This window comes from Variovorax sp. P5_A3, assembly GCF_056400665.1.
Genome location: NZ_JBFUKW010000006.1, coordinates 235,552 through 257,902, shown reverse-complemented (window position 1 = coordinate 257,902; position 22,351 = coordinate 235,552). Strand labels below are relative to the sequence as shown.

Annotated in this window: 21 protein-coding genes; 8 read left to right on the top strand and 13 right to left on the bottom strand. The window is 62.6% G+C overall.

Translation table 11 applies throughout. The features are described 5' to 3' along the window. The first annotated feature begins 56 nt into the window (after positions 1 to 56). Positions 57 to 860, top strand: coding sequence for an aldo/keto reductase (locus AC1D3B_RS12145; RefSeq protein ID WP_478190917.1), 804 nt, complete (start codon positions 57 to 59; stop codon positions 858 to 860). Positions 861 to 867: 7 nt separating this feature from the next. On the opposite strand, the gene AC1D3B_RS12140 is transcribed toward AC1D3B_RS12145, so the two are convergent. Further along, entirely contained in the window at positions 868 to 1,653 is a 786-nt protein-coding gene (locus AC1D3B_RS12140) for an arylmalonate decarboxylase (RefSeq protein WP_478190916.1), read from the bottom strand. A gap of 45 nt (positions 1,654 to 1,698) precedes the next feature. Beyond that, positions 1,699 to 2,502, bottom strand: a complete 804-nt coding sequence (locus AC1D3B_RS12135) for an N-acyl homoserine lactonase family protein (protein ID WP_478190964.1) — start codon at positions 2,500 to 2,502, stop codon at positions 1,699 to 1,701. A gap of 136 nt (positions 2,503 to 2,638) precedes the next feature. Between AC1D3B_RS12135 and AC1D3B_RS12130 the strand changes: the two genes are divergently transcribed. From AC1D3B_RS12130 to AC1D3B_RS12115, 4 genes are all read left to right on the top strand, one after another. Continuing rightward, a complete protein-coding gene (locus AC1D3B_RS12130) occupies positions 2,639 to 3,550 on the top strand; it encodes a LysR family transcriptional regulator (RefSeq protein WP_478190915.1) in 912 nt (303 codons plus the stop codon). A 111-nt stretch (positions 3,551 to 3,661) separates the two neighbouring features. Next, a complete protein-coding gene (locus tag AC1D3B_RS12125) occupies positions 3,662 to 4,654 on the top strand; it encodes a tripartite tricarboxylate transporter substrate binding protein (RefSeq protein WP_478190914.1) in 993 nt (330 codons plus the stop codon). After that, positions 4,651 to 5,652, top strand: a complete 1,002-nt coding sequence (locus tag AC1D3B_RS12120) for an aldo/keto reductase (RefSeq protein ID WP_478190913.1) — start codon at positions 4,651 to 4,653, stop codon at positions 5,650 to 5,652. The genes AC1D3B_RS12125 and AC1D3B_RS12120 overlap by 4 nt, the downstream gene beginning before the upstream one ends. Positions 5,653 to 5,697: 45 nt before the next feature. Beyond that, positions 5,698 to 6,795 (top strand): isocitrate/isopropylmalate dehydrogenase family protein, encoded by a 1,098-nt coding sequence (locus AC1D3B_RS12115; protein ID WP_478190912.1) that lies wholly within the window; start codon positions 5,698 to 5,700, stop codon positions 6,793 to 6,795. Positions 6,796 to 6,854: 59 nt separating this feature from the next. On the opposite strand, the gene AC1D3B_RS12110 is transcribed toward AC1D3B_RS12115, so the two are convergent. From AC1D3B_RS12110 to AC1D3B_RS12080, 7 genes are all read right to left on the bottom strand, one after another. Next, positions 6,855 to 8,132 (bottom strand): Rieske 2Fe-2S domain-containing protein, encoded by a 1,278-nt coding sequence (locus AC1D3B_RS12110; protein ID WP_478190911.1) that lies wholly within the window; start codon positions 8,130 to 8,132, stop codon positions 6,855 to 6,857. Positions 8,133 to 8,172: 40 nt separating this feature from the next. Then, the gene (locus AC1D3B_RS12105) at positions 8,173 to 9,132 is read right to left on the bottom strand and encodes a PDR/VanB family oxidoreductase (RefSeq protein WP_478190910.1); all 960 of its coding nucleotides are present in this window, start codon (positions 9,130 to 9,132) and stop codon (positions 8,173 to 8,175) included. Between the two features lie 2 nt (positions 9,133 to 9,134). Continuing rightward, entirely contained in the window at positions 9,135 to 9,581 is a 447-nt protein-coding gene (locus AC1D3B_RS12100; RefSeq protein ID WP_478190909.1) for a bacteriohemerythrin, read from the bottom strand. Positions 9,582 to 9,668: 87 nt separating this feature from the next. After that, the gene (locus AC1D3B_RS12095; protein ID WP_478190908.1) at positions 9,669 to 10,490 is read right to left on the bottom strand and encodes an alpha/beta fold hydrolase; all 822 of its coding nucleotides are present in this window, start codon (positions 10,488 to 10,490) and stop codon (positions 9,669 to 9,671) included. After that, positions 10,490 to 10,885: a carboxymuconolactone decarboxylase family protein gene (locus tag AC1D3B_RS12090; protein ID WP_478190907.1), complete on the bottom strand. Its 396-nt coding sequence runs from the start codon at positions 10,883 to 10,885 to the stop codon at positions 10,490 to 10,492. The genes AC1D3B_RS12095 and AC1D3B_RS12090 overlap by 1 nt, the downstream gene beginning before the upstream one ends. A 36-nt stretch (positions 10,886 to 10,921) precedes the next feature. Next, entirely contained in the window at positions 10,922 to 12,229 is a 1,308-nt protein-coding gene (locus tag AC1D3B_RS12085) for a Rieske 2Fe-2S domain-containing protein (RefSeq protein WP_478190906.1), read from the bottom strand. Positions 12,230 to 12,247: 18 nt separating this feature from the next. Beyond that, positions 12,248 to 13,534, bottom strand: a complete 1,287-nt coding sequence (locus tag AC1D3B_RS12080) for a Rieske 2Fe-2S domain-containing protein (RefSeq protein WP_478190905.1) — start codon at positions 13,532 to 13,534, stop codon at positions 12,248 to 12,250. A 306-nt stretch (positions 13,535 to 13,840) separates the two neighbouring features. Between AC1D3B_RS12080 and AC1D3B_RS12075 the strand changes: the two genes are divergently transcribed. Continuing rightward, positions 13,841 to 14,833 carry a Bug family tripartite tricarboxylate transporter substrate binding protein gene (locus AC1D3B_RS12075; protein WP_478190904.1) on the top strand — a complete coding sequence of 331 codons (993 nt, stop codon included), beginning with the start codon at positions 13,841 to 13,843 and terminating at the stop codon, positions 14,831 to 14,833. Here the strand turns inward: AC1D3B_RS12075 and AC1D3B_RS12070 are convergent. The 4 genes from AC1D3B_RS12070 to AC1D3B_RS12055 form a co-directional block, all read right to left on the bottom strand. Continuing rightward, positions 14,830 to 15,744 carry a LysR family transcriptional regulator gene (locus tag AC1D3B_RS12070; RefSeq protein WP_478190903.1) on the bottom strand — a complete coding sequence of 305 codons (915 nt, stop codon included), beginning with the start codon at positions 15,742 to 15,744 and terminating at the stop codon, positions 14,830 to 14,832. The genes AC1D3B_RS12075 and AC1D3B_RS12070 overlap by 4 nt on opposite strands. A 265-nt stretch (positions 15,745 to 16,009) precedes the next feature. Beyond that, positions 16,010 to 17,083, bottom strand: a complete 1,074-nt coding sequence (locus tag AC1D3B_RS12065; protein WP_478190902.1) for an AraC family transcriptional regulator — start codon at positions 17,081 to 17,083, stop codon at positions 16,010 to 16,012. Further along, positions 17,080 to 17,931, bottom strand: coding sequence for an oxidoreductase (locus tag AC1D3B_RS12060; RefSeq protein ID WP_478190963.1), 852 nt, complete (start codon positions 17,929 to 17,931; stop codon positions 17,080 to 17,082). The genes AC1D3B_RS12065 and AC1D3B_RS12060 overlap by 4 nt, the downstream gene beginning before the upstream one ends. Positions 17,932 to 18,041: 110 nt before the next feature. After that, entirely contained in the window at positions 18,042 to 18,626 is a 585-nt protein-coding gene (locus AC1D3B_RS12055; protein WP_478190901.1) for a helix-turn-helix domain-containing protein, read from the bottom strand. A 550-nt stretch (positions 18,627 to 19,176) separates the two neighbouring features. Here AC1D3B_RS12055 and AC1D3B_RS12050 point away from each other — a divergent pair. Continuing rightward, a complete protein-coding gene (locus tag AC1D3B_RS12050; RefSeq protein WP_478190900.1) occupies positions 19,177 to 21,381 on the top strand; it encodes a DUF6351 family protein in 2,205 nt (734 codons plus the stop codon). Positions 21,382 to 21,591: 210 nt separating this feature from the next. Then, entirely contained in the window at positions 21,592 to 22,218 is a 627-nt protein-coding gene (locus tag AC1D3B_RS12045) for a TetR/AcrR family transcriptional regulator (RefSeq protein WP_478190899.1), read from the top strand. Positions 22,219 to 22,351: the final 133 nt, after the last annotated feature.

Here is a 22,351-nt window from a genome sequence, read left to right as displayed (position 1 = left end):
GGCAGCGGGCGGAACGCATGGGGTCGCGCAGCGTGCCTGCCCGAGGATGTTCTGATATGGAAATTCCTTCACTGTCGTTCGGCACCTATGGGATGCAGGACGCGCCGGGACAGAAGCTAATCCTCCAGGCGCTCGAGGCCGGGTTCCGCTCTTTCGATACCGGTCAAAGGTACCTGAACGAATCTGAAGTCGGCCGTGCGGTCGCGGAGAGCGGCCTGCCCCGCGAAGACGTGTTTCTGGCGACGAAGATCTGGGTAGACAACCTCGATCCCCCGCGCCTTCTGGCCAGCCTCGAGGAAAGTCGCGAGATGCTGCAGACCGGTTGCATTGACCTCGTCGTGATCCACTGGCCCGTCGAACGCGGCGCAGTCACCATTGCCCGGGCCCTCGAAGCACTTGCCCTGGCACAGCAGCGCGGCTTGGCGCGCATGATCGGCGTCTCCAACTTCACGATCAAGCACATGCGTCAGGCAGTCGAAGTGCTGGGGCCCGGCGCGATCGCGACCAATCAGATCGAAATCCATCCGTACTTCCAGAATCGGCACGTGGCCGCCGAAGCCGCGGCGCTGGGAATCCACACCACGTCCTTCAAGACCTTGGCTCACGGCCGGGCGCTGTCGGACCCGACCATCCTTTCCATCGCGCGGAAGCGCGGCGCGACAGCGGCGCAGGTGGTGTTGGCCTGGGCCCTGGCCCTGGGGCACGCCACCGTCACGTCGTCCTCTCAGCGCGTCAATCTTGAACAGAATCTTCTGGCCAAGGGGCTCCTGCTCGACGGCGCGGAGATGAATGCCATCGCCGGCCTCGAGCGCGGCGAACGTTTGACCAACCCGCCCGCACTCGCTCCCGACTGGGACTGACGCTGGCTCAGTCCGCTGGATGCGTGCGCGCGGCCGAACGGTTTGCGATTGCAGGCGAAAAAAGGCGCCCGAAGCCCGGACGGCCAGCCGGCAGGTTCGCCAGGCGCACGGCGTGCCAGAGTCCCGCAGGTGCGCTCGAGGTGACGGGGATGTTCAGCGCGGCTTCCAGGCCGACATGGAGGCCTAGCGTGTTCAGGCCTGTGCAGGAAATGAAAAGGCCGTCCGGCCGGTCCGCTCTTTCGACGGTGCGTCTAGACAACTCGTCAATCGTCTGCGGCGCCACGGCACGCATTGCATCGACGCCCCGTATACCCAGCCCCTCGATCCCCGCGATCTCGAAGCCGACGCTCTCGAGGTAAGCGCGAAGCGCGCGGTTCAACTCGGCGATGTAAGAGGTAGCGACCGCGATCCTCCGCATGCCCAAAGCCCGCATGCTCTCGACAACGGCATGGCTCATCGTGGTACATGGCACTCCCGTGACGGCGACCATCTCGTCACGAAGTTCGTTCGCATAGGTCGCTCCCCGGTAGAAGGTCAGGGACGTTCCCATCAGGATGATCTGCTGCGCCCCCGCTGCATGCAACAAGCGCGCCTTCTCCAGAATCCGGGCCTCGACCTGATCAAAGGCCGACGGCGTGATCTCCCCCACCCCCAGCCCTTGCGAGATGAACCGGATTGCGCTGTCGCCGTACAGCACATTGACGTCCGGTGGCATCCGGCCGGAGCCAGGTGCCACCAGCAAGCCGATCGTCGAAACCGGTGATGGCGGGTTTGCCTGAATTTGACCGTTCACCTGGACATCCTCCAATATCTTGATGCAACCTTTTCCGATGCAACCTCATTGACGGGGCTCCACGTCCAGCCGGACGACGATGCCGTCGAGCGACGGCTCAGGGGCCGGATATCGCGTCATGACCAGCGGATCGTGGCCGGGCACAATATGCTGCGGCGAGTCTGCGAGCGCATTCACCAGGGTCCAGCCGTCCGCCATCTGCCGGAGATCCGCGACGATGGGAAAGGGCCTGCGGGCTTCGATGTTCTCGTAGTAGTGCGCCGTGTCCGACGCGAGCACAACCCAGCCGCGCAGTGTGTGCACGCGAACACACTGCATGCCCGGCGTGTGCCCGCCGGCGAGGTGCACCGAGATGCCGGGGAAAAGATCTGCATCGCCCTGGAGGAACTCCACGTGGCCGGCGAAGTTCAGCCGGACGGCACACACGACATCTTCGCACTCATACGAGTGGGACAACGCCCTGTCACGCATGTGGCGCCCGGACGCGAACGCCATCTCGGCCTCTTGCAGGTGCACCCGCGCGTTGGGAAACTTTGACAGGTTGCCAGCGTGATCGTAGTGCATGTGCGTGATCACCACATCTCCGACTTCCTCGGCCTTGATTCCGAGCAGCCGCAGTGAATCGACCGGGCACCGGAGATGCTCGCGGCCACGCAGCAACGCCATCGCGGAAGTGAACCCGGTGTCGACAACAATGGTCCTACCATCGCCTTTGACAATCCACACGAAGTAGTCCATGGGCATCGGGAGGTTGTGCGGGTCGCCGCCGATGAAATGGTCGGGCCTCGAGGCATCACGCGTCGCATAGCGAATGGCATAAATCTCGTACAGAGGTAAATCGCTTTTCATCGGGTTCCTGTGCTGCGCACGCCTCAGTCTAGAAGTCCGCCCCTGCGCTCGGAAGCGAGGCTTTGCGATAGCGCCATCACTTTTCTCTGGGGGCTGCGCGACAACCTTGCGGATTGGACGCGCGACAATCGCAGCCATGCCAGTTCACCTCAATATCACGTTGCGACAGATGCGGGCCTTCGCTACGGCCTACCGGCTGCGCAATCTCACGCATGCCGCAGATGCTATGAGCATGACGCAGTCGGCCATGAGCGCCATGATCCGGCAGTTCGAAGAGTCACTGGGCTTGCGGCTCTTCGAGCGCACACCCCGCGTGTTGCGGCCCACCAAGGCGGCAGAGGTGGCCTACGCACAGGTCGAGGCGATCCTTGAACGAATAAATGCCTTGAGCGCCGAGATGCAGGATCTGGCGGAAGTGCGCGACCGCGTTCTGTCGTTCAGTTGCGCACCCGCACTTTCCTGCGCTGTCGTCCCCACGGTTATGGCCAAGCTGCACAAAGCCTCGCCGGATGTGCGGATCGTTATGTACGACGCGGGCGATACCAGCCTCATCCAACGTGTGCTCGATGAGGAGGCCGAGTTCAGCCTCGGCTTCTTCGAGCATGAACCCGAGGCGGTCTCCAGCGAGCCGCTGGTGATGGACCACCTCTCCGTGGTCTGCCGCGCCGACTCCACGCTGGCGACCAAAGACCGTGTCACCTGGGAAGACCTGGTCTCCGAACCCATCATCAACCTGTCGAAGGGTGTGAAGGTGCACCACCTGATCAACGAAGCGCTCTCCACGGCCGGACGCGCCTATCGCCCGGCCTACGAAATCTCGTTCATCCAGACCGCGCTCGCGCTGGCGGCGCAGGGCATGGGGCTGGTCGTGCTTCCTGGTTACCTGATCAAGGGAAATCCCCACGTCGGCACCCTCGTCGCGAAGAAGTTGCACGAGCCGGTGATCGAGCGAAGCCTGCTCGTGCATACGCGACAAGGGCACACCTTATCGGCCATCGCGGTCGAGTTTCTCGAAATGCTGAAAGAGCACCTCGCCAGCCTGGGCTGAACCGCATGGGCGCCATTGGGTTCGGCGATGGTGCCATCGATTTTTATCGCCTTGGCCGGGTATGTGCGCTCCTACACTGCGCAACTCGTTACGCCGCCACGGTAGAAAGATATGCTCCGCACCATCTCGTTTTCGCGCCGCAAGCTTATAGGTGCAGCAGCGGCGTCCGCTGCGGTCGCACTCGCAAGCCCCTCCACCGCCCAGCCGAAATTTCCTTCACGCCCGATCCGGTTGCTCGTCGGCTTTCCGCCCGGAGGCATCGTTGATCAGGTGATGCGCACGGCAGCCATTGAAGCAGAAAAGAAGCTTGGGCAACCCCTTGTCATCGACAACCGGCCGGGCGCCGGAGGTGTTGTGAGCTGGGTGTCCTTGAAGGCCGCGCCCGCCGATGGGTACACCATCGCGGCGACGGTCACCGGCCTGTGGCGGGCACCCGCGCTGGAAGACGTCGCCTACGACCCCGCGCGCGATTTCACCTACGTGATCAACATGGCGGACAACGTCTTCGCCATCGTCGTCGAGGCCGATTCGCCCTTCAAGACCTGGGCCGATCTGCGCGCTTACGGCGGCAATCACCCCATGGAAATCTCCTACGGAACACCTCCTGGTTTCGGTGGCAGTTCGCACCTGTTCATGCAGGAGATCACGCTGAAGGAAAAACTGGCTTGGCAGCCGATCTCGTACAAAGGCAGCACCGAAAGCCTGACGGCCCTACTGGGCAAGCAGATCACTTTTGCCGTCGACACGGTGATCAGCGCCAACGAACAAGTCCGCTCTGGCAAGGCACGCTTTCTTGCCGTCATCGCCCCAGATCGGATGAAGGCGTTCCCCAACGTTCCGACGATGGCGGAGTTGGGCTATTCCGCCGTCATCGACAGCCCCATCGGCATCGGCGGCCCCGCGGGATTGCCGCCAGCTGTCGTCAAGACCTTGCACGATGCATTCAAGTTTGCGATGGAGCAACCGTCGATGACTTCGCTGCTCGAACGTTCGAGCCAGCGCACCCGCTATATGAACCCCGCCGACTACAGCGCCTTCGTTGCCAAGGCCACCGTGGAACAGCGAGACCTGATCAACCGCGTCGGAGTTGGAAAGAAGAAATGATGAAGAAACTAGCCTCCCGCGAACTCGGCCGGTCCGGGTTGAAAGTGTCCGCCCTGGGCCTGGGCTGCATGGGCATGACCTCGGGCTATGGGCCCTCCGACCGCGAGCAAAGCCTCGCCGTCCTGCATGAAGCGGTTGAGCTCGGCGTCAACTTCTTTGATACCGCGGAGGGCTATGGTCCTTACGTCAATGAGGAGCTGGTCGGCGAGGCGTTGAAGGCGGTGCGGCATAGGATTGTCCTGGCCACGAAGTTCGGCTATTCGTACGCACCCGTGACGAATGCGCGCACGGGCATGGATAGCCGGCCCCAAACCATCCGCAAGGTTGCAGAGGGTTGCTTGCGGCGGCTGCGCACGGACGTTATCGATCTGTTCTACCAGCACCGCGTGGACCCGAACGTTCCGATCGAGGACGTCGCGGGCGCGGTGGGTGATCTCGTGAAGCAGGGCAAGGTGCGCTACTTCGGGCTTTCGGAGGCCAGTTCGACGACGATTCGCAGGGCGCATGCCGTGCACCCGGTGGCCGCGCTGCAAACGGAGTATTCGCTGTGGACTCGCGAAGCCGAGGAAGATATCTTCCCGACGCTCGAAGAGATTGGTGCCGGCTTTGTCGCGTACAGCCCGCTCGGCCGCGGCTTCCTGACCGGTGCCGTCGACACGACGACCGTTTTCGACCCCACAGACTTCCGCGCGGGCAACCCGCGCTTCGTTGGCGAGAACCGGGAGAAAAACGTGAAAGCTGTCGCCGTACTAGGCGAGATCGCAAAGAGCCGTGGCATCACGACAGCCCAGTTGTCGCTCGCCTGGGTTCTTGCGCAGCGGGAATGGATCGTCCCGATCCCCGGCACGCGGCGTGTTGAGCGGCTTAAGGAAAACCTGGGCGCATTGAACGTGCAACTCACGCCGGACGAAGCCGCGAAGATCGCCAAAGTGGTCCATGACACCGGCGTCGCCGGCCCCCGCTACGGCGCGGCCGTCATGGCGCAAATCGACCGTTAACCCCGCTGCTATCGATCAGGCAACATGCCACAAGAAAATCCTCAAGTGAACAAAGAAAACCGCAACTACAGCATCGCGTCGATCGACGGCGATGGCATCGGGCCCGAAGTCTGCCAGTCGACCGTCAGCGTTCTGAGTGAAGCTTGCGGGAGCTCCCTCATCCGCTTCGAGTCGCACGATGGCGGGGCGGCGCACTACCTTCGCTCAGGCCAGGTGCTGCCTCCGGCTACCGAGGCTGCATGCAGGGGTGCCGACGCGATCTTGCACGGCGCCGCAGGCTTGCCAGGTGTGACCTATGCCGACGACACCGAGGTCGGCAATGACCTTCACCTGCTGCTGCGCGCACGCCTCGACCTCTATGCGAACGTGCGCCCGATCAAGCTCTATCCGGGCGTTGCGGGACCGCTCAAGAATTGGGCGGCAGGCCAGATCGACTACGTCATCGTCCGCGAGAATACGGAGGGCCTGTATGCGAGCCGTGGTGCAGGCGTGAACCTTCGTGGCGAGGTCGTGACCGACAGCCTGGTCATGACGCGCAAGGGCGTCGAGCGCGCCGCCCGGTTCAGCTTCGCGCTGGCGCGCCAGCGAAACGGGGCGCCGCGGGACGGCAAGCGCCGCGTCACCGTGTGCGACAAAGCAAACATCCTGAAGACCTACGCCTTCTTCCGCGCGGTGTCGACCGAAGTGGCTGCGGACTTTCCGGATGTGGAGCTGGACTACGCGTATGCGGACGCCATTACGGTGCACATGCTGCGCAAGCCTGACTTTTATGACGTCATCGTCGCTGAGAATATGTTTGGCGACATCATTTCGGACCTGGGCGCCGGCACCGTCGGCGGGTTGGGTATGGCACCCTCCGGCGAGGTGGGCGACAAGTTCGGCCTGTTCCAGGGCGCACACGGCTCAGCGCCCGACATTGCCGGGCAGGACGCGGCGAATCCGTTCGCGACCATTCTTTCGGGCGTGATGATGCTTCGCTGGCTGGCCCAGGAGCACGGCGATGACCGGCTGATCGTCGCGGCACAGCGCATCGATGCCGCGGTCGCAAAGGTGCTCAACGAAGGGAAGTCCCTGCCCAGGGATCTTGGCGGAAGCAGCAAGTGCAGCGAGGTGACCGAGGCGGTGTGCCGCGCACTGGCGTAACCCACAGAGATCCGGTTGCACGAACCGTGGAAGCCCTGGCCTCCACGGTTTTTCAGTTTTTATTCGCTCGCAGGGTAGTGGCTCGTGTTGTGCTCGGCGTACGGCTTCCAGCTCTGCGATTCTTTGATGTCGCGGTCGAAGCCGATCATGTGCGTCAGGTCCCCGTACTCGACGCCAAGCGGATCCTTGCCTTCTTCCGAGAGTTGAACCGATTCAAGAATGCGCTGACGCAACCGGACGATCGCGGCGTCGGCGGCCACCAGGTGTTCCGTGCTCCGGTCGTACACCGGTCCCATGGAAGTCGATATGACCGCGTCTTCCTGGGTAATCCCGTGGAACCCGCTCCAGCTCTTCTTGGCCCGCATCGCCGTGCGGTCCTGCTCGAAGTAGTTGTCCCAGGTCGCGACGAATTCGTTGTCCTTGTAGAACCGCTCCTCCAGGAGACCGGAACGCTTGCGCCGTTCGTTGATGTCCAGGGCCCGGGTGTCGCTGGCGTCAACGAGGTAACTGGCAGTGGTGGTGTCGTCCAGCGGGGTGTCGAATACCGTGGTGTAGAAGTCGGGGAACTGGATGATGCGTCCGTTAGGCATGAACAGCGGGACCAGGCGAACGTTGCGCGTGGACTCGTTGACGCGACGGATTCCCACATAGTGGAACCCAAAGCCGGTGTTTTCGATCTCGAGCTTGGGCGACATGTCGTCCCAGGCCGAACTGACCATGTCGGTGATTTCCGGCGCATCGCCACCTGCCTCCTCCAGCCAACCCGGACGCGTCACGTTGCTGTGGAGAATGCCGACGTGGGAGCTGTCCGTCCCGCCTTCCCACATCTGCAGGTAGTTCGCCTTGACGACCAGCTTCAAGATGATTCGGTTGGCATCGGGAACCTTGTCGTACGCGAACTCACGGAACGGCGGCTGCTTCTCCTTGGGCCCGATGTAGGTCCAGATGAGCCCGGACTGCTCCCGCACGGGATACGCATTGGCCTTCAGCCGCTCCTTGACTCTCGGGTCCGCGTGGTTCGGTGTGTCCAGCAGCGTACCGTCGACCGCGAACTTCCATCCGTGATAGATGCAACGGATGCCGCCCTCTTCCACCCGCCCGATGGCCATCGACGCACCGCGGTGCAGGCACAGCTCGTCCATCACCCCTACCTTGCCACTCGTGTCGCGAAACACGACGAAGGTTTCTCCGAGAAGCTTGGTACGAAGGGGATCGCTGTCGGGATGCGGCAACTCGCTGGACATTGCGATCGGATGCCAGTATCGGCGCATCATCTTCCCCATGGGGGTGCCGTTGCCGACGCGCGTCAGGATTTCGTTCTGCTCTTGATTCAACATTTATTTTCCTTGTTCAACGGGGAAAGTAGGGAGTGGTCTGTCAGAGGTCCAACACCAGGCGGGAAGACTTCGCGCCAGAGCAGCAGATCAGCATCGTGGTGTTGGAAGCCTTCTGCTTTGCACTCAGGACGCTGTCGTGGTGATCGGGAATTCCTTCAAGGACCTTGACCTCGCAGGATCCGCAGATTCCCTCCATGCATGAATAGGGGATGTCGATGCCCGCCTCCAGGACCGCGTCCAGGACCGTTTTGCCGGTGGCCACGCGAACTGTCTTCTTTGATCTTGCGAGCACCAGATCAACTCCTTCGGCGGTGACCGGTGCATCGTTGGCCTTGAAGTATTCGATGTGCACTTGCTCGGGCACGACATCGGCACAGGCGGCTTCGAAGGCATGGAGCATCGGAACAGGCCCGCAGCAGTACAGGTGCGTGCCGAGATCCGCGTTCTCGCGAACGATCTTGCCGATGTCCAACACGCCGCTCTCGTCGTCGAAGTGCAAGTGAACGCGGCCCGCAAGATCCTCAGCAAGGGATTCGAACTCGCGCAGGAAGGCCGCGTTCTTGCGTGAGCGTGCGGCGTAAAAAACCTTGAAGTCCCGGCCGAGGTAGAGCAGCCTCTGCGCCATGCACCAGATGGGTGTCACGCCGACGCCGCCGGCAACCAGCACCGTGTCCGCCGACGCTTCATCCAGCACAAAGTGGTTGGCGGGCGCGCTGACCTGGAGCTCCTGGCCGACACGCAGGCTGTCATGCATGTACGTCGAGCCGCCGCGGCTGTTCACGTCGCGCGCCACCGTCACCACGTAGCGGTGGGTCTCAGCGCTGTTGTTGCTGAGCGAGTAGCTGCGCACCAGGCTGTTGGGCAGGTGGACGTCGACGTGGGCACCGGGGCCGAAAGCGGGAAGCGCTTCATGCCGCGGGTGTCGGAATTCGAACGATGCGATGCCTTCGGCCTCGTAACGGATAGCGGAAAGTCGCAATGTCAAGAGTTCGGAGGACATGGTCAGGCCGTGCGCCGGTGGATCAGCACGGGGGCTCCGCCGGTTTGTTTGTGGAACAGGAGCTTTGTCAGGTGGCGGTCGAGCGCGTCCGCGTGCTCCGGCAGCCACGCAAGAAATTGATGCGCGAAGCGGACCGCCACATCCGTTCTTCCCGCTTCGATGGCCGCGCGCACCTCGTCGAACGATTTGCGCAAGGCGATGTGCTCATCGATGTGGCATTCCTTGGAGGAGAACTCGCTGGTCGCCATCAAGTCATCCTCCATGGCGAAGTGCGCGAGCGCGTGCGTGTGCAATGCGTCGAAGGCAGCCTGAATCTGTTGCGGGCCGGCTGCGCGCAGATCGAATGCGAGCTCGTGCATCTTGTCGTGGTCGTCATCCAAGCGCACGTGGCCAAGGTGGGGGACGCCGGGATAGGAATCTGTATCTGCCATAAAACTGTGTTGATTCACGCGGCCCCCCGCTCTCTTGGGTGTTGTCTCGAAGTAATTGTCAGCCGGTCCCCGCACGCGGCAAAGCGACGAATTCCGGGGACACCATCAAAAATGCTTGGGTATGGAAGTGCCGGGCGAAGCGGTCGGTGCGAGCCGGTCCAGAAACGCGTCGATCAGGGGAAGGAAGCGCCCGGGCGTCTCGAATGCGCCGAAGTGGGTGGCGCCTGGCACTTCGACAAGGCCGCCATGCAAGGCCTCGGCGAGTTGCCTGGATACCGGAGGCGGAATACTTGCATCGTCCTGGCCAGCAATCACCAGTGCGGGAACGTTCACGCGCGCAAGCGCTTCGAGGTTGTCCAGCTCCGAAATGGCTTCCCAGTTCGCACTCCAGCTGTACCAGTCGTCCGACGCCAATCGCTTGCGGCATCGTTCGACGATGGCCAGGTCACTGCCGCTGGAGAACCAGCGCGCCAACGTTGGCTCAATCACCTCCAACATGCTGCCGTCCCTGGAGGTGTCGCCACGCGTGCGGATGGGCGCGCGCGCGGCCTGTGGGAAGCTGCCGGCCGTCGCGCACAGAACCAAGCCACGCACCCGGTGCGGGTTGGCGATGGCGACGCCTTGGGCCACCATCCCGCCCATGGACACGCCCAAGACCACCGCCGGACCATCGCCTTCCGATTCCACGATGTCCAGGACGCAGGCTGCGTGTTCCGCAAGTGAGACAGGGCGCCGGAGCTTCGCCGACTCGCCGTGCCCCGGCAGGTCGATGGCGATCACGCGATGGCGCACACTGAGGTGGCTGACGTAGGGCGCCCACCAGGTGCGGTCGACGCCGATCGGGTGCAGCAGCACGACCGCCGGCCCCTCGCCGTCGACGTCGTACGCAATAGTGCCCAGCGGGCTTTCCCTGCGCCGCGCCGCCATCAGGCGCCGGCCTGGGCGTGCGCCTGCACCACCGCCTTGGCGCGCCGCATGCCTTCCGCGGCGCAGGGGATGCCGGCATACACGCCGGCCTGCAGCACGATCTCGACAATCTGCGCCTCGGTGACACCGTTGTTCAGCGCACCGCGCACATGTACCTCGAACTCATGCCAATGCCCCAGGGCCGTCAGCATGGCGACGTTAAGCATACTTCGCGTCGGGCGATCCAGCCCGGGCCGTGTCCAGACATTGCCCCAGCAGAAATCCTCGGTGAACTCCACAAAGCTCGTGTCGAAAATGGTCGGGTTCACAACCTCCTTGACGTGCTTTGCCCCTAACACCCCGCGCCGTACTTTCGCACCCGCCGCGCGGCGCTGTGCAATGCTGCTTTCATTCATGATCGTCTCCTGTTCGTTGAATCAGTGCTGCCGCATTCAAGACACTGCGGCGGATGCGTTCTTGTTGCTGGAAGCCCTCGGCACGAGCTGCGAGCCAGGCAGGAGTTCTCGCCAATCCTGGCCGGGCTGCAGCTCGGCGCTGAAGCCACGCGACTGCAACCAGTCGACGGGAGCGACCTGCTGCGCGTCAACCGCACCGAGCAGGGCGCGGTACAAGCGCGTGATTGCGATGTCCGCCGTAGAAAGTGTTTCCCGCGCGCGGTTGCGGATGGCCCCCGGCGAGACGCAGACCATGGTGTCTTCCATCGTCAGGCTGGAGACGCCGCTCCAGCTGCGCCCCTCCCGCATCGCTGCGCGGTCTTGGTGAAAGTAGTTGCTTCGTTGCGGATAGTCGCCGCGTCCCAGTGTCGCCGGCGAAAGATGGAACCGCCGCAAGGTTTCGTCGTCCATGCCGACAATGCGCAATTGCTGGCCGCGCAGCGGCTCCTCGTTCAGCGGCCTCGACTGGCTGTAGTACACGTGGAAGAAGATGGAGCGCGTGTCGCTCTGCGGCACGACGATCTGATGGAGGTCCCCGTTTGCGTTCAGGATGGTGAACGGCGCCACGAAACCCGCAACTCGCGCTTGTCGCCGCAGCTTGCCGTCGGCGCCGGCGACTTCCCGTAGCGCCGCGTAGTAGAAGCCGAACGGTGTGTCTTCCGCTTCGATCTTCGGGGCCAAGTCATCCTGCATGGAGTTGACCTTGCTCGCGTACTCGAGGTCGCTGCCGCCTGTTTTTCGCAACGTGTCGATGTGCAAGAAGCCCAGGTGCGAGGAATCGACCAGGCCTTCAATGATCTGCACGAAATTGCACTCCTGCACGTGGATCGCCACCACCCGCTGCGACTCGGGTAAATCCATCCACGGCCAATGCGGGACATCGGGCTGCTGTCCCGGCTCGCCCAGGTAGGCCCAGATGATCCCGCCGGCTTCGTGGATCGGGAAAGTCCGGCCGCGCAGCCGGCTTTTGTACGCGGGATCGGCGACGTTCGGCGTATCCAGCACCGCCCCGTCGGCCGCGAATTTCCAGCCGTGGTAGATGCACCGCAGGCCATCGCCTTCGGAGCGAGCGAGCAGCAGCGACGCGCCGCGATGAAGGCATGCGTCTTCGAAGAGTGCAGGGCGACCGCTCGCGTCGCGCCACGCGACGAAGCTCTCGCCCACGAGCAGGATGTCCTGCGGGTCGCCGCCGGCCTTCAGGTCCGCCGCGACCATGACCGGCAGCCAATGCCGCCGCAGCAGCTGACCCATCGGCTCGTCGGCGCCGACACGGCACATTCTCTGGTTGTCAGTTTGATTCAGCATGAAGTGCTCCGCTCAGAATCAGTCGGCTAGCGCCTGTTCGCGCGTCAGGGCGACGTGGCCAGGGGCCAGCGCGCGCCATGAGCTGCCGACCGGCAGGTTCTCGTCCACGCACCGCACGCCCGTCATGTCTTCGGTCAACGCATCGGGCGGATCGCCGCCGGCCATGCAGATCTCGACGGCCTGCAGCAGCCGTTGCCGCAGCCGCACGACGGCGGAGTCGGAGGAAACGAGGTGCTCGGTGGTGCGGTCGTAGATGGCGCCCTGCGAGATGGTGACGGTCGCGTCTTCCTGGGTCAGCCCCTCCAGCCCCGTCCAACTGCGCTTCTCGCGCATCGCCTGGCGATCCTGGCCATAGTTGCGGTCCTTGTCGACCACGAAGTTGTAGTTGCGGTAGTTGTGCGGGCCAAAGCCGGAACGCTGTAGCCGCGCCTCGACGCTGAGGGGCTCCTTTTCGCTCAAGTCGACCAGGTAGGTGGATGTGTTGAAATCGTCCACCGGCACTTCGAGAATTGTCGACTCGAAGCCCGGCAGCGGAATCATCCGTCCGTAAGGCAGAAACAGCGGCACGATGCGGATATTCGCCGTGCCCGGCGTGCCGGTTTTGCGGATGCCGGCGTAGTGAAAACCGAAAGTCGTGTCTTCGAGTTCGAGCTTGGGTGACATGTCGTCCCACGCGGAACTCACGAAATCGTGCAGGTGAGCGTCCTGCGACTTGCTCTCCGCCAGCCAGCCGGGGCGCGTGACGTTGCTGTGAAGAATGCTGACGTGGGACGTGTCGGTGCCGCCCTCCCAGTTCTGAAGATAGTTGGAAGGAATGTTGACGCGCACTACCGTATGGTGGCTCGCCGGGACTTCGTCATAGGCGAAGCGGCGGAACGGCGGCTGCTTGTCCTTGGGCCCGATGTACACCCAGATCAACCCGGACTGTTCGCGCACCGGGTAGGCGTTGCCGCGCAGCCGGTCTTTGATGCGCTCGTCGGGAATGTTGGGCATCTCGAGGATCTTGCCTTCCACGTCGAATTTCCATCCGTGATAGATGCAGCGGATGCCGCCGTCCTCGACCCGGCCGAGCGCCATAGACGCGCCCCGGTGCAGGCAGCCTTCGTCCATCACGCCGACGCGCCCCTGGGTGTCGCGAAAGAGGACGAAGGTATCGCCAAGAAGTTTGCGCACGATGGGGTCGCCATCGTTCTCGGCCAGTTCGGCACTGATGGCGATGGGGTGCCAGTAGCGCCTCATCATCGTGCCCATGGGTGTTCCGCGGCCAACGCGCGTCAGCAATTGATTCTGCTCGTGGGAAAGCATGTTGTCTCCAGGAAGGATCGTTGGAAGGCTCAAAGAGTCCCTGCGGCAGGCAGGTTAGGGCAGGTTCTGCGGTCACTCGTCGAGGTGTGACGCCAAAGTCTAGGAGGCAAAAAGCGACGCGGGAACCAACAATTGTCGATGGGGCCATCGACTAATATTGAAGTGGGTGGAGGCATCGACGGCGTCGATGCCCCCATCGAAAAACCTTGGTGCTGCGAATGATCCGTTTGCGGCACGATCTCTCCCTGACCCCGACTGGCATGTGGTCGCAGGTTCGCGTTTTCCACGAACATCACGGAGACAAACTTGGATTCTTCCCGCCCCACGCAGCTCGCACGCAGATCTCTCCTCGCCGGCCTCCTCGGCGTCGCGGGTTCACTCGCTTTCGGCCAGCCCTCGAGTGACTACCCTTCCGGCCCAGTCCGGCTTCTCGTCATATTTCCCCCCGGCGGTGGTACCGACGCCGCGGCGCGCCTGGTGGCGCCCAAGCTCTCGGAACGGCTTGGCAAGCCAGTGATCGTCGACAACAAGCCCGGCATGGGTGGCGGCATCGCGATGGACCTCGTTGCGAAGTCTCCGCCCGACGGCCTGACCCTCGTGCTCACCTCATCAGGCGCGCTAACGGCGCTCACCTCGCTGTACAAGAAGCTTCCGTTCGATCCCGAAAAAGACCTGGCGCCTGTGACCACCTTCGGCGTCAGCCCGCTCGTCATCGCCGTGCGCAACGACTTCCCGGCCAATGACGTGAAAGGGTTGATCCGGATCGCAAAGGAAAAGCCGGGCTTCCTGGCCTATGGTTCGGGTGGCAACGGTACCGGTCCGCACCTGGCCGGCGAGCTGTTCAAGTCCATGAGCGGCACGGACATGTTGCATGTGCCGTTCAAGGGGAGCGGCCCTGCCGTGGTCGCCCTGATCGGCGGTGAAGTGCAGGTCGTCGTTGCCGACATGGGGACCGTGCTACCGCATCTCGGCAACCGGCTCAAGGCGATCGGTGTGCTCGGCAAGACCCGCACTTCAACGGCGCGCGAAATCCCGACCCTCGCGGAATCGGGCCTGCCGGGTTATGACGCCGAAGGCTGGTTCGCGGTAATGGCACCGGCGGCCACGCCGCCGCGGATCATCAACCAGCTCAACCGCGAACTAGTCGCGATCCTCACCTCGGCGGACATCAGGACGAAGTTCGCGCAGGCAGGTCTGGAACCGACCTCCAGCACGCCCGCCGAACTGGGCCAGCGCATCCGCGACGACACGGCCCGGTGGAGTCGTGTCATCAAGGCTGCGGGCATCACAGCCGACTAGATGCGGGAAGACGCCACGTGCTCGCGAAGCAGGTCGATGAACGACTGGGCGATCGCGGTCAGTTCGTGTCCCTTGCGCGTGTGCACATAGAGTGTTTGCTTAACTTCCGGATCGTGCAACTTCCTAGCGGTCAGCGACGGGAAGTGTGGATTGCCGGCAATGAAGTAATCGGGCAGCACGATGACGCCGAGCCGCTGCTCGCACATTGCCAGCGCGGTCTGGATGTAGCCGATCTCGAAGGTCGGCACGAACGGCCTGCCATCGATCGGGAATATCTCGGAGATCAGCTGCTGGATCGGCTCTCCACGAAACAGGTTGATCACTCGCTGATCAAGCAAGTCGCTCCAGCTCACCTTTTCCTTTTGCGCAAGTTCGGAATCGCGATGGCAGATGACACTGACAAAACTTTCGGCCAGCGCGGAATGAGACACCAGTTCCGGGTCATGCTCGAAGGTACTGATGCTGAACTCCGCCTTCTCCGCGAGCAGCCGCTCCAAAAGCGCCGCATCAATCTCGTCATAAATCACGACGCGCGCGTCCGGCTCCTTCTTTTCGAACTCGGCGATGACCGTGGGAACAATGCCGGAAGTCAGCGCCGGCACGCAGCTAAAGGCCAGTGTCGTTTGCGCGACCTTCATCCGGTCCGCCATGTCACGCTGCAGCGCGATCGCGCGCGAAAGGATATCCGCACCCTGTGCGAATGCTTCGTCCGCGGCCTTGGTCGGCCGCAGCATTCGCGGCGTGCGTTCAAAGAGCTTGACGCCGAGCGATTCTTCCAGCTGCTGGATGAGTGCGCTCATCGCCGACTGCGTCATGTGGAGCGATTCGGCCGCGTGAGTCAGATTCCGCAGCTTGTAAGCCACCGAGAACGCGCGCAGTTGGCGCAGGGTAATTCGAAGCGACTGGGTCATAAAACATCTAACGTCGGCACGCGAACAGCGGCCAATGCCTAGATGACTCACATTTCGAGGCCCAGGCCAACGACGATGGTACAGCATGCTGAATTGCGCCACCGTGCATGCCCAGCATGCCGACGAAGCGCAGGTCCAATGCCGGGAAGCACCGAGCCGCATAAGCGTAAGGGTGCGGGCGGCAAGAAGCCTGCACCAGTCCGCAGCAAGAAGTCTCCCAGATAGGTGCACCGCCCTGATCGTCTGCCGACGCTCAGCCCCCGACTCAGACTCGATGAATGCGCGAGCGCGCCCTGGCATTCGCTGCGCCCTGCCCTTCGCGCCAGTGCGCTGGCGTGGTGCCTGCCCAGGCCCGGAAGGCACGGTAGAACGAGTTCGAGTCCTGGTAGCCCAGGAGGAATGCCGCTTCGGCTATGCCGATCTCTGGATCCGCGAGATATTGGCGAACGAGTTCCTGGCGCGCTTCGTCGACGATGCGGCGGAACGTCGTGCCTTCGGACGTGATGCGACGTTGCAGCGTGCGCACGCTCGTTCCCAGATCATTGGCCACCGATCCGACGTCGAACCGACTGCCCGAGAGCCGCTGCTTGACGATCAACTTGACGCGGTGCGATGTCCTTGCATCAGTTCCGCGCTGCGCCAATTGGCGATGGAGTTGAGGCATCAAGATCTCGGCGAGCTCCGCGTTGCGCGACACGAAGGGCAAATCGAGATCCGAGGATCCGAGCGTCAGTGCATTTCGCGCAGCGCCATGCTGAACGGCGGCGCCGAAATAGACGCTCTGGGAATGCGTTGCCGCCTTGCTGCACAGGAGCGCTATCCGCTTGGCGCGGAGGTGTACACCGGTCCCGTGGCGTCCCAACGCCATGATCGACGCGAAAGTGGCATCCACCAGCGCAAGGGGTGCCGGGCCTCGGGCGAAGGGCCATCGGGGCTCGATGGTCACTTCGCCCGCGGATTCGTTCACGCACAGCTCTTCGCCCGAACACAGCTTCTTGAAGCGCGCCATGCAGGCCAGTGCGTCGCGAAACGTGCGTGCCTGCATGGCTGCCAAGAGGACCGGGTGCGCTTGGCCGATGTCCATCTTGCACACGAGGCGTATGCCCACGTCCAACTCCGAGTGCAACGAAGCGATCGCCTCCCAGACGTCGAAAAGCTGATCGGTCGATACCATGACGCGAGAATCCTCCATGGCGCTCGAAGGCAAGCGGCTCTGGGCCACCACCTGCGCCCGCGTGAGTCCCACGGCCTGCACGCCAGACCAGAACGCAGAAGGCAGATTGATGCGATCGAAGGTTCGAGAATCGCTTGCCCTTCCGGGCGTCTGGTCGAGCGTCATGGACTCGCTGCGACGATGCCACGAGGGACACGAAATACGAGCGATAGCATGCGGTCAAAGAGACGATCCGACAGGACCGCGCGCAGGAACAGCGAGGACTTCGCTGCGGTCCCGGCCGAATAGCGAGTCTTGGGCTTTCGGGCGCTGACGGCCTTGATCAGCAAGTCGGAGATGACGGAAGGTGGGGCCCCCTTCAACGGCGCAGCCGTCTGCCAACCGGCAACCAGCGCCGCGTAGGCGGTCTGGCCGGAGTGTCGATGGGCCGAGTTCATCGCGATGCCATTCCACTCCGACTCGATGCCGCCCGGCTCGATGACCACCACCTGGATCCCGAAGGCCCGGGTTTCGTAGCGCAAGCAATCGGACAGCCCTTCGATCGCGTGCTTGGTCGCGTGATACCACCCCCCCAAGGGCGAATAGAGCTTTCCGCCGACCGAAGAGATGTTGACGATCCGTCCCGCTCGCTGAGCGCGCATGGTCGGGAGCACCAATTGAGTCAGGCGGGCCAGACCGATCAGGTTGACTTCGACCTGGCGGCGGGCCTCGTGAATTGGCACATCCTCGATCGAGCCGTAGGTGCCATAGCCAGCGTTGTTGACGAGCACATCGATTCGGCCCTGCTCTCGCAGGATCTGCTCGACGCCAGCGACCATCGATGCGTCGTCACACAGGTCCATTCCGAGAACAAAGCCTCCGGCAGCAGCAATATCGGCCATGGCGTGAATGCGCCGGGCCGCTCCGTAGACGATGTAGCCCTCCTTAAGCAGTCGGAGGCAGAAGTCCTTGCCCATGCCAGCCGAGGCGCCGGTGACAAGAGCGACCTTGGGCGTGAAATTGGTCTTGTTCATAGAGTTCGTCGATTGACGCGGGACAGCCGCGGAGTACCAACAAATTCTATGGATGGTCTTGACCCCGTGACTGGCAAATTGCGCCACGACCTTGGGAACGGCGCCATTGTTCAGCGGGGACGCCGGGCAAAGGAGGCTCGAAACGCAGCGGGCGACATGCCTACCCGCCGACGAAAAGCCGTCGTCAGATGGCTTTGACTGCAGAAGCCGCACTGCAATGCAAGATCCGCGAGCGAGAGATCCGAGCGCTTAAGCATTTCGCTGGCGCGATCCACGCGCGCCTGCATGATGAATTGATGCGGTGGAACGCCGAAAGCCTGCTTGAACCAGCGAGTCAGGCTGAAGACGTCCATCTGCAGCAGCCGAGCCAGATCGACCAGGCTGACCTGCGTCTCGAGTTGGTCGAGCAGGTAGGACCGAACCCACTCCTGCCGGTGGGCCCCTGACGAGACCCTGGAGTCCTTCGACGGCGCGCCTGCGGCGTAGTGGCGAACCAGGTGCGCCGCCAGCGCGGCGCTCAGGGCCTCTCCGTACATAGTGCCGAGCGCATAGCCGGACTCGATATCTCGTACCAGGGCGCTGACGACCTCGCGCACGAACGGGTCGTCCTGACCCAAGCGCGGCAGCAGTTCCGTGGAGGCTCGGGAATTCGAACGGGCAATGACATCGAGATAGTCGGTGGCAATCGCGACCATGCAACCACGCCAGTATCCGTTCGACGTGCTGCTGTACGGGGTTCTCGCAGGGAGGATCGTGACGCTGCCAGGCTCGAGCGCGGCCGTTTGGCGGCGGTGTCCGCTCCATCTGGTTTCTACCGTCGAGATCCTATCCATGCTCAGGGCGAGCCCATGGAAGGAAAGGATGCTTTCGGGCTGAGGCTCCGCCTCGCCTTCCCACCGCTCGATTCGGACCCCGGGCCAATGGCCGGCGTCCTGAAGCGTGACGGCTTTCGGCGAGAACTTGACGCGCGACCTCGACGCGATGTCGATTCGATCTGCAAAGGTTTCCAAGCGGGGGGCTCCGTGCTGTCTGTGCCTGCGGCGGGACAAACAGAAGCGTAGGGCAACGACGGGCTCACGTTCATCGGGATTCCACCGAGCCCGCGCGATCATTCCGCAATTTCATGCAACGGTGCAAATTCTTGGAAGCGTCGCGTGGTCCGGTTCCCTAGCATCCATTGCCCATACATCAATGTATGCCAGTGCGCAGGGTACGCAGATTCAAATCTACACGGAGACAACACCGATGAAACAGGCAAATCGCCTCTATCGACACTTCCTGAGCGCTTTGCTGCTGGGCGGCCTCGCCGCCTGTGGCGGCGGGAGCGGCAACAACTCGTTCATTCCCCCGCCGGCCGCCGCCCAGCCCCCGGCGGCTGCTTCCCAAGCGGTCGACAGCGCGACCGTCGAGGCCGTTTCGAGCAGACCCGATGTGGTCTCCGGAGGAGATTCATTGTTGCGTCTCAAGTTGTCGCCGGCCACCGCGACCGCCGCGGATGTGGTAGTGACCGCCGGCAGCTCGGACATCACATCGTCCTTGAAGCCGGCCAGCGACGGCAGCTTTCTGGTCTTGGCCAACGGACTCCCCGAAGGGAGTTCGACCGTGGTGGTCAAACGCAAGGCCACGGGTGACATGCTGACGCAGTTGACGCTGGTCAACCACAGCATCAACGGCCCGAACTTCGCCGGCCCCCATCCCGAGATCTTCGGCTGCGAAACCACAGCGTGGGACCTGGGCCAGGCCACCGGAGCAGATTGCACTGCGGCGAAGAAAATCAGCTACCAGTACAAGGCAAAGGACGGGAGTTTCAAGCCGTACCCGAGCACCGGTCCGGCGCCGGCAGACGTGGCGACCGCGATGCTCGCCAGCGGCAAGGCGGTCGACTATGTGGTTCGCCTGGAGACGGGAGTGATCGATCGGGCGGTCTACCAAATTGCCTTCCTCAACAAGCCTGGCGAGGATCTGCCGACCCCGATGACGGCCTCGGCCTACGCCGGTTGGAATCAACGTCTCGTTTACACCTTCGGCGGCGGCTGTGGCGGCGGACACCACCAGGGGGCCTCCAACGGCGGGGTCGTCACCGACCTCTTCCTGTCGCAGGGCTATGCGGTCGCCTCTTCGTCGCAAAACGTGCTGGCGGTGCAGTGCAACGACGTTCGATCGGCTGAAGCCGCCTCGATGGTGAAGGAGTACTTCATCGAGAGTTTCGGCCTGCCCGCCTTCACCATCGGATACGGAGGATCGGGCGGTGCGATGCAGCAGCACCTGATCGCGACCAACTATCCCGGCATTCTCGACGGCATCCTTCCCTCGGCCGGGAGCTATCGCGACACGATCACCGTGGTGAATGCAACACTCGATTGCTCTCTCATGAAGAGCTACTTCACGCGTGGCGCCACGCAAGGGTGGACCGATGCGCAGAAGCAATCGGTCGCGGGCTGGGCCACTTGGTCGGCTTGCGACATCGGCGGCGGCGACATCGACAGCGGCGCAAATGGATTGGGACGGATCATGGTCAATCCAAAGGGATGTGACGCCATCGGTAGCGGCTCCGTAGGAGCAGTGCCTTCCGTCTACGACCCGGTGACCAATCCGACCGGTGCACGTTGCACCTATCAGGATGTGTTGGTCAATGTCTTCGGTAGGGATTCCAAAGGCTTCGCGCGGCGACCTTTCGACAACGTAGGCGTGCAGTATGGACTTTCTGCGCTTAAGGGTGGATCGATTTCCTTTGACCAGTTCATTGAGTTGAATCAAAAGGTCGGCGGCTATGACATTGATGGGAACATCATCACATCCCGCATGGTCGGCGATTCGGACGCGGTTTCCATCGCGTACAAGAGCGGCAGAGTGACCGATGGAGTCCAGTTGGGCAGTGTCCCTATCATCGACTATCACGCCTATTCGGACCTATCGCCTGGCTTTGGCGGTATGCACGATCTACTTCAAGCCTACATGCTGCGCGCCCGTTTGATTCGGGCGAACGGTGACGCCCAGAACCAAGTCATCTTGGTTCCGGGTGGAAGCAGTGCCAACACGGCAGCCGCGTTCTCGCTGGCGCAAATGGACAAGTGGTTGACCGCTATCAAGGCGGATAGCAGCACCGCCACTGCTGCCGCCAAAGCGCGTGCAAACCGGCCTGCCGATCTGAAGGACGCATGCTGGGATGCCTCAGGCAAAATGATCGATCAAACCTCTGCGGATGGGACCACGGGTGCGTGCTCGACCATGTATCCATTGCACTCAGACCCTCGGATCGTGTCCGGCGCGCCGATTACCAATGATGTGCTGAAGTGCACTCTTAAGGCTGTCGACGCAAATGACTATGGGGCACCGCTGACAGGTGCACAGATTGGTGCTCTCCAATCCACATTCCCAGCCGGCGTGTGCGACTATGGCAAGCTTGGTCAGGGTCAGGCCAAGATCGCGACGACGTGGGCGAAGTATTGACCCGCAATCAGAATGGAGAGCTTGGGCGGGCCGCTGTGCGGCCGGCCCAGTTTGCGTCTCGTTGTGCTCCCCGAAGTGACTGAAACTTGGGGCAGTTCGTAGTCGTGAGGTATTTGCATCGATTTGCAACACGCCGAAGGAGCGGATAAGCAAGTGGCCAGAGCGGACTGTGACTCGTCGCCCATAATCTCGGGCAAACGAGATGCGTCCATGACCGAACCCAATTTCCAGCCCATAGGCAACGAGAAACCAGGCGCAGTCGCGCGACGTAGTTCGCGCGCGTCGTTGACCCCCGAGACCTGGATCGAAGCCGCAACCGAGCTTCTCGTGGTCAATGGCATCGATGCGGTTCGAGTAGATGTAATCTCCAAGATCCTAAATGTCACGCGGGGCAGCTTCTACTGGCACTTCAAAGATCGGGACGATTTGTTGCATCACGTGCTTGAAAGTTGGCGCAAGACGACCACCGAACAGATTATCGAACGCTTCGACAAACATCAGGACACGCCGAAGCTCCTCTTCAAGGAATTGATCTCGTTGCCGTTCCGCGGGCGCGCTGCCGCCCGAGCGGCGAACATCGAACTTGCGATTCGAGCTTGGGCCCGACGAGATCAGATGGCGAGATACGCGGTCGACCAAGTGGATTCGCGCAGGCTCGCCTACATCGCTCAGTGCTTCTCCGCGCTGGGCTTTCCGATGGCCGAAGCTCGGGAGAGAGCGTTCATGCTGTATGCCTACGAGGTCGCCGAATCGATCCTTTCGCATCAAGGCAACGCAGCGCAAAAGCGGGCGCGCTCTGAACTGGTTGAGCGACTATTGCTCAAAAGGCTCGACTGACCTGCAGTCACCAACTCACCAGGCCCGGCCCCACTAGTATCATCTTCTATCGTCCGGCAAACATCGCCCGACGCTTTTCCATGAAGGCCAACAGACCCTCCTTGGCGTCTTCGCTCGCAAACACGTATCTTTT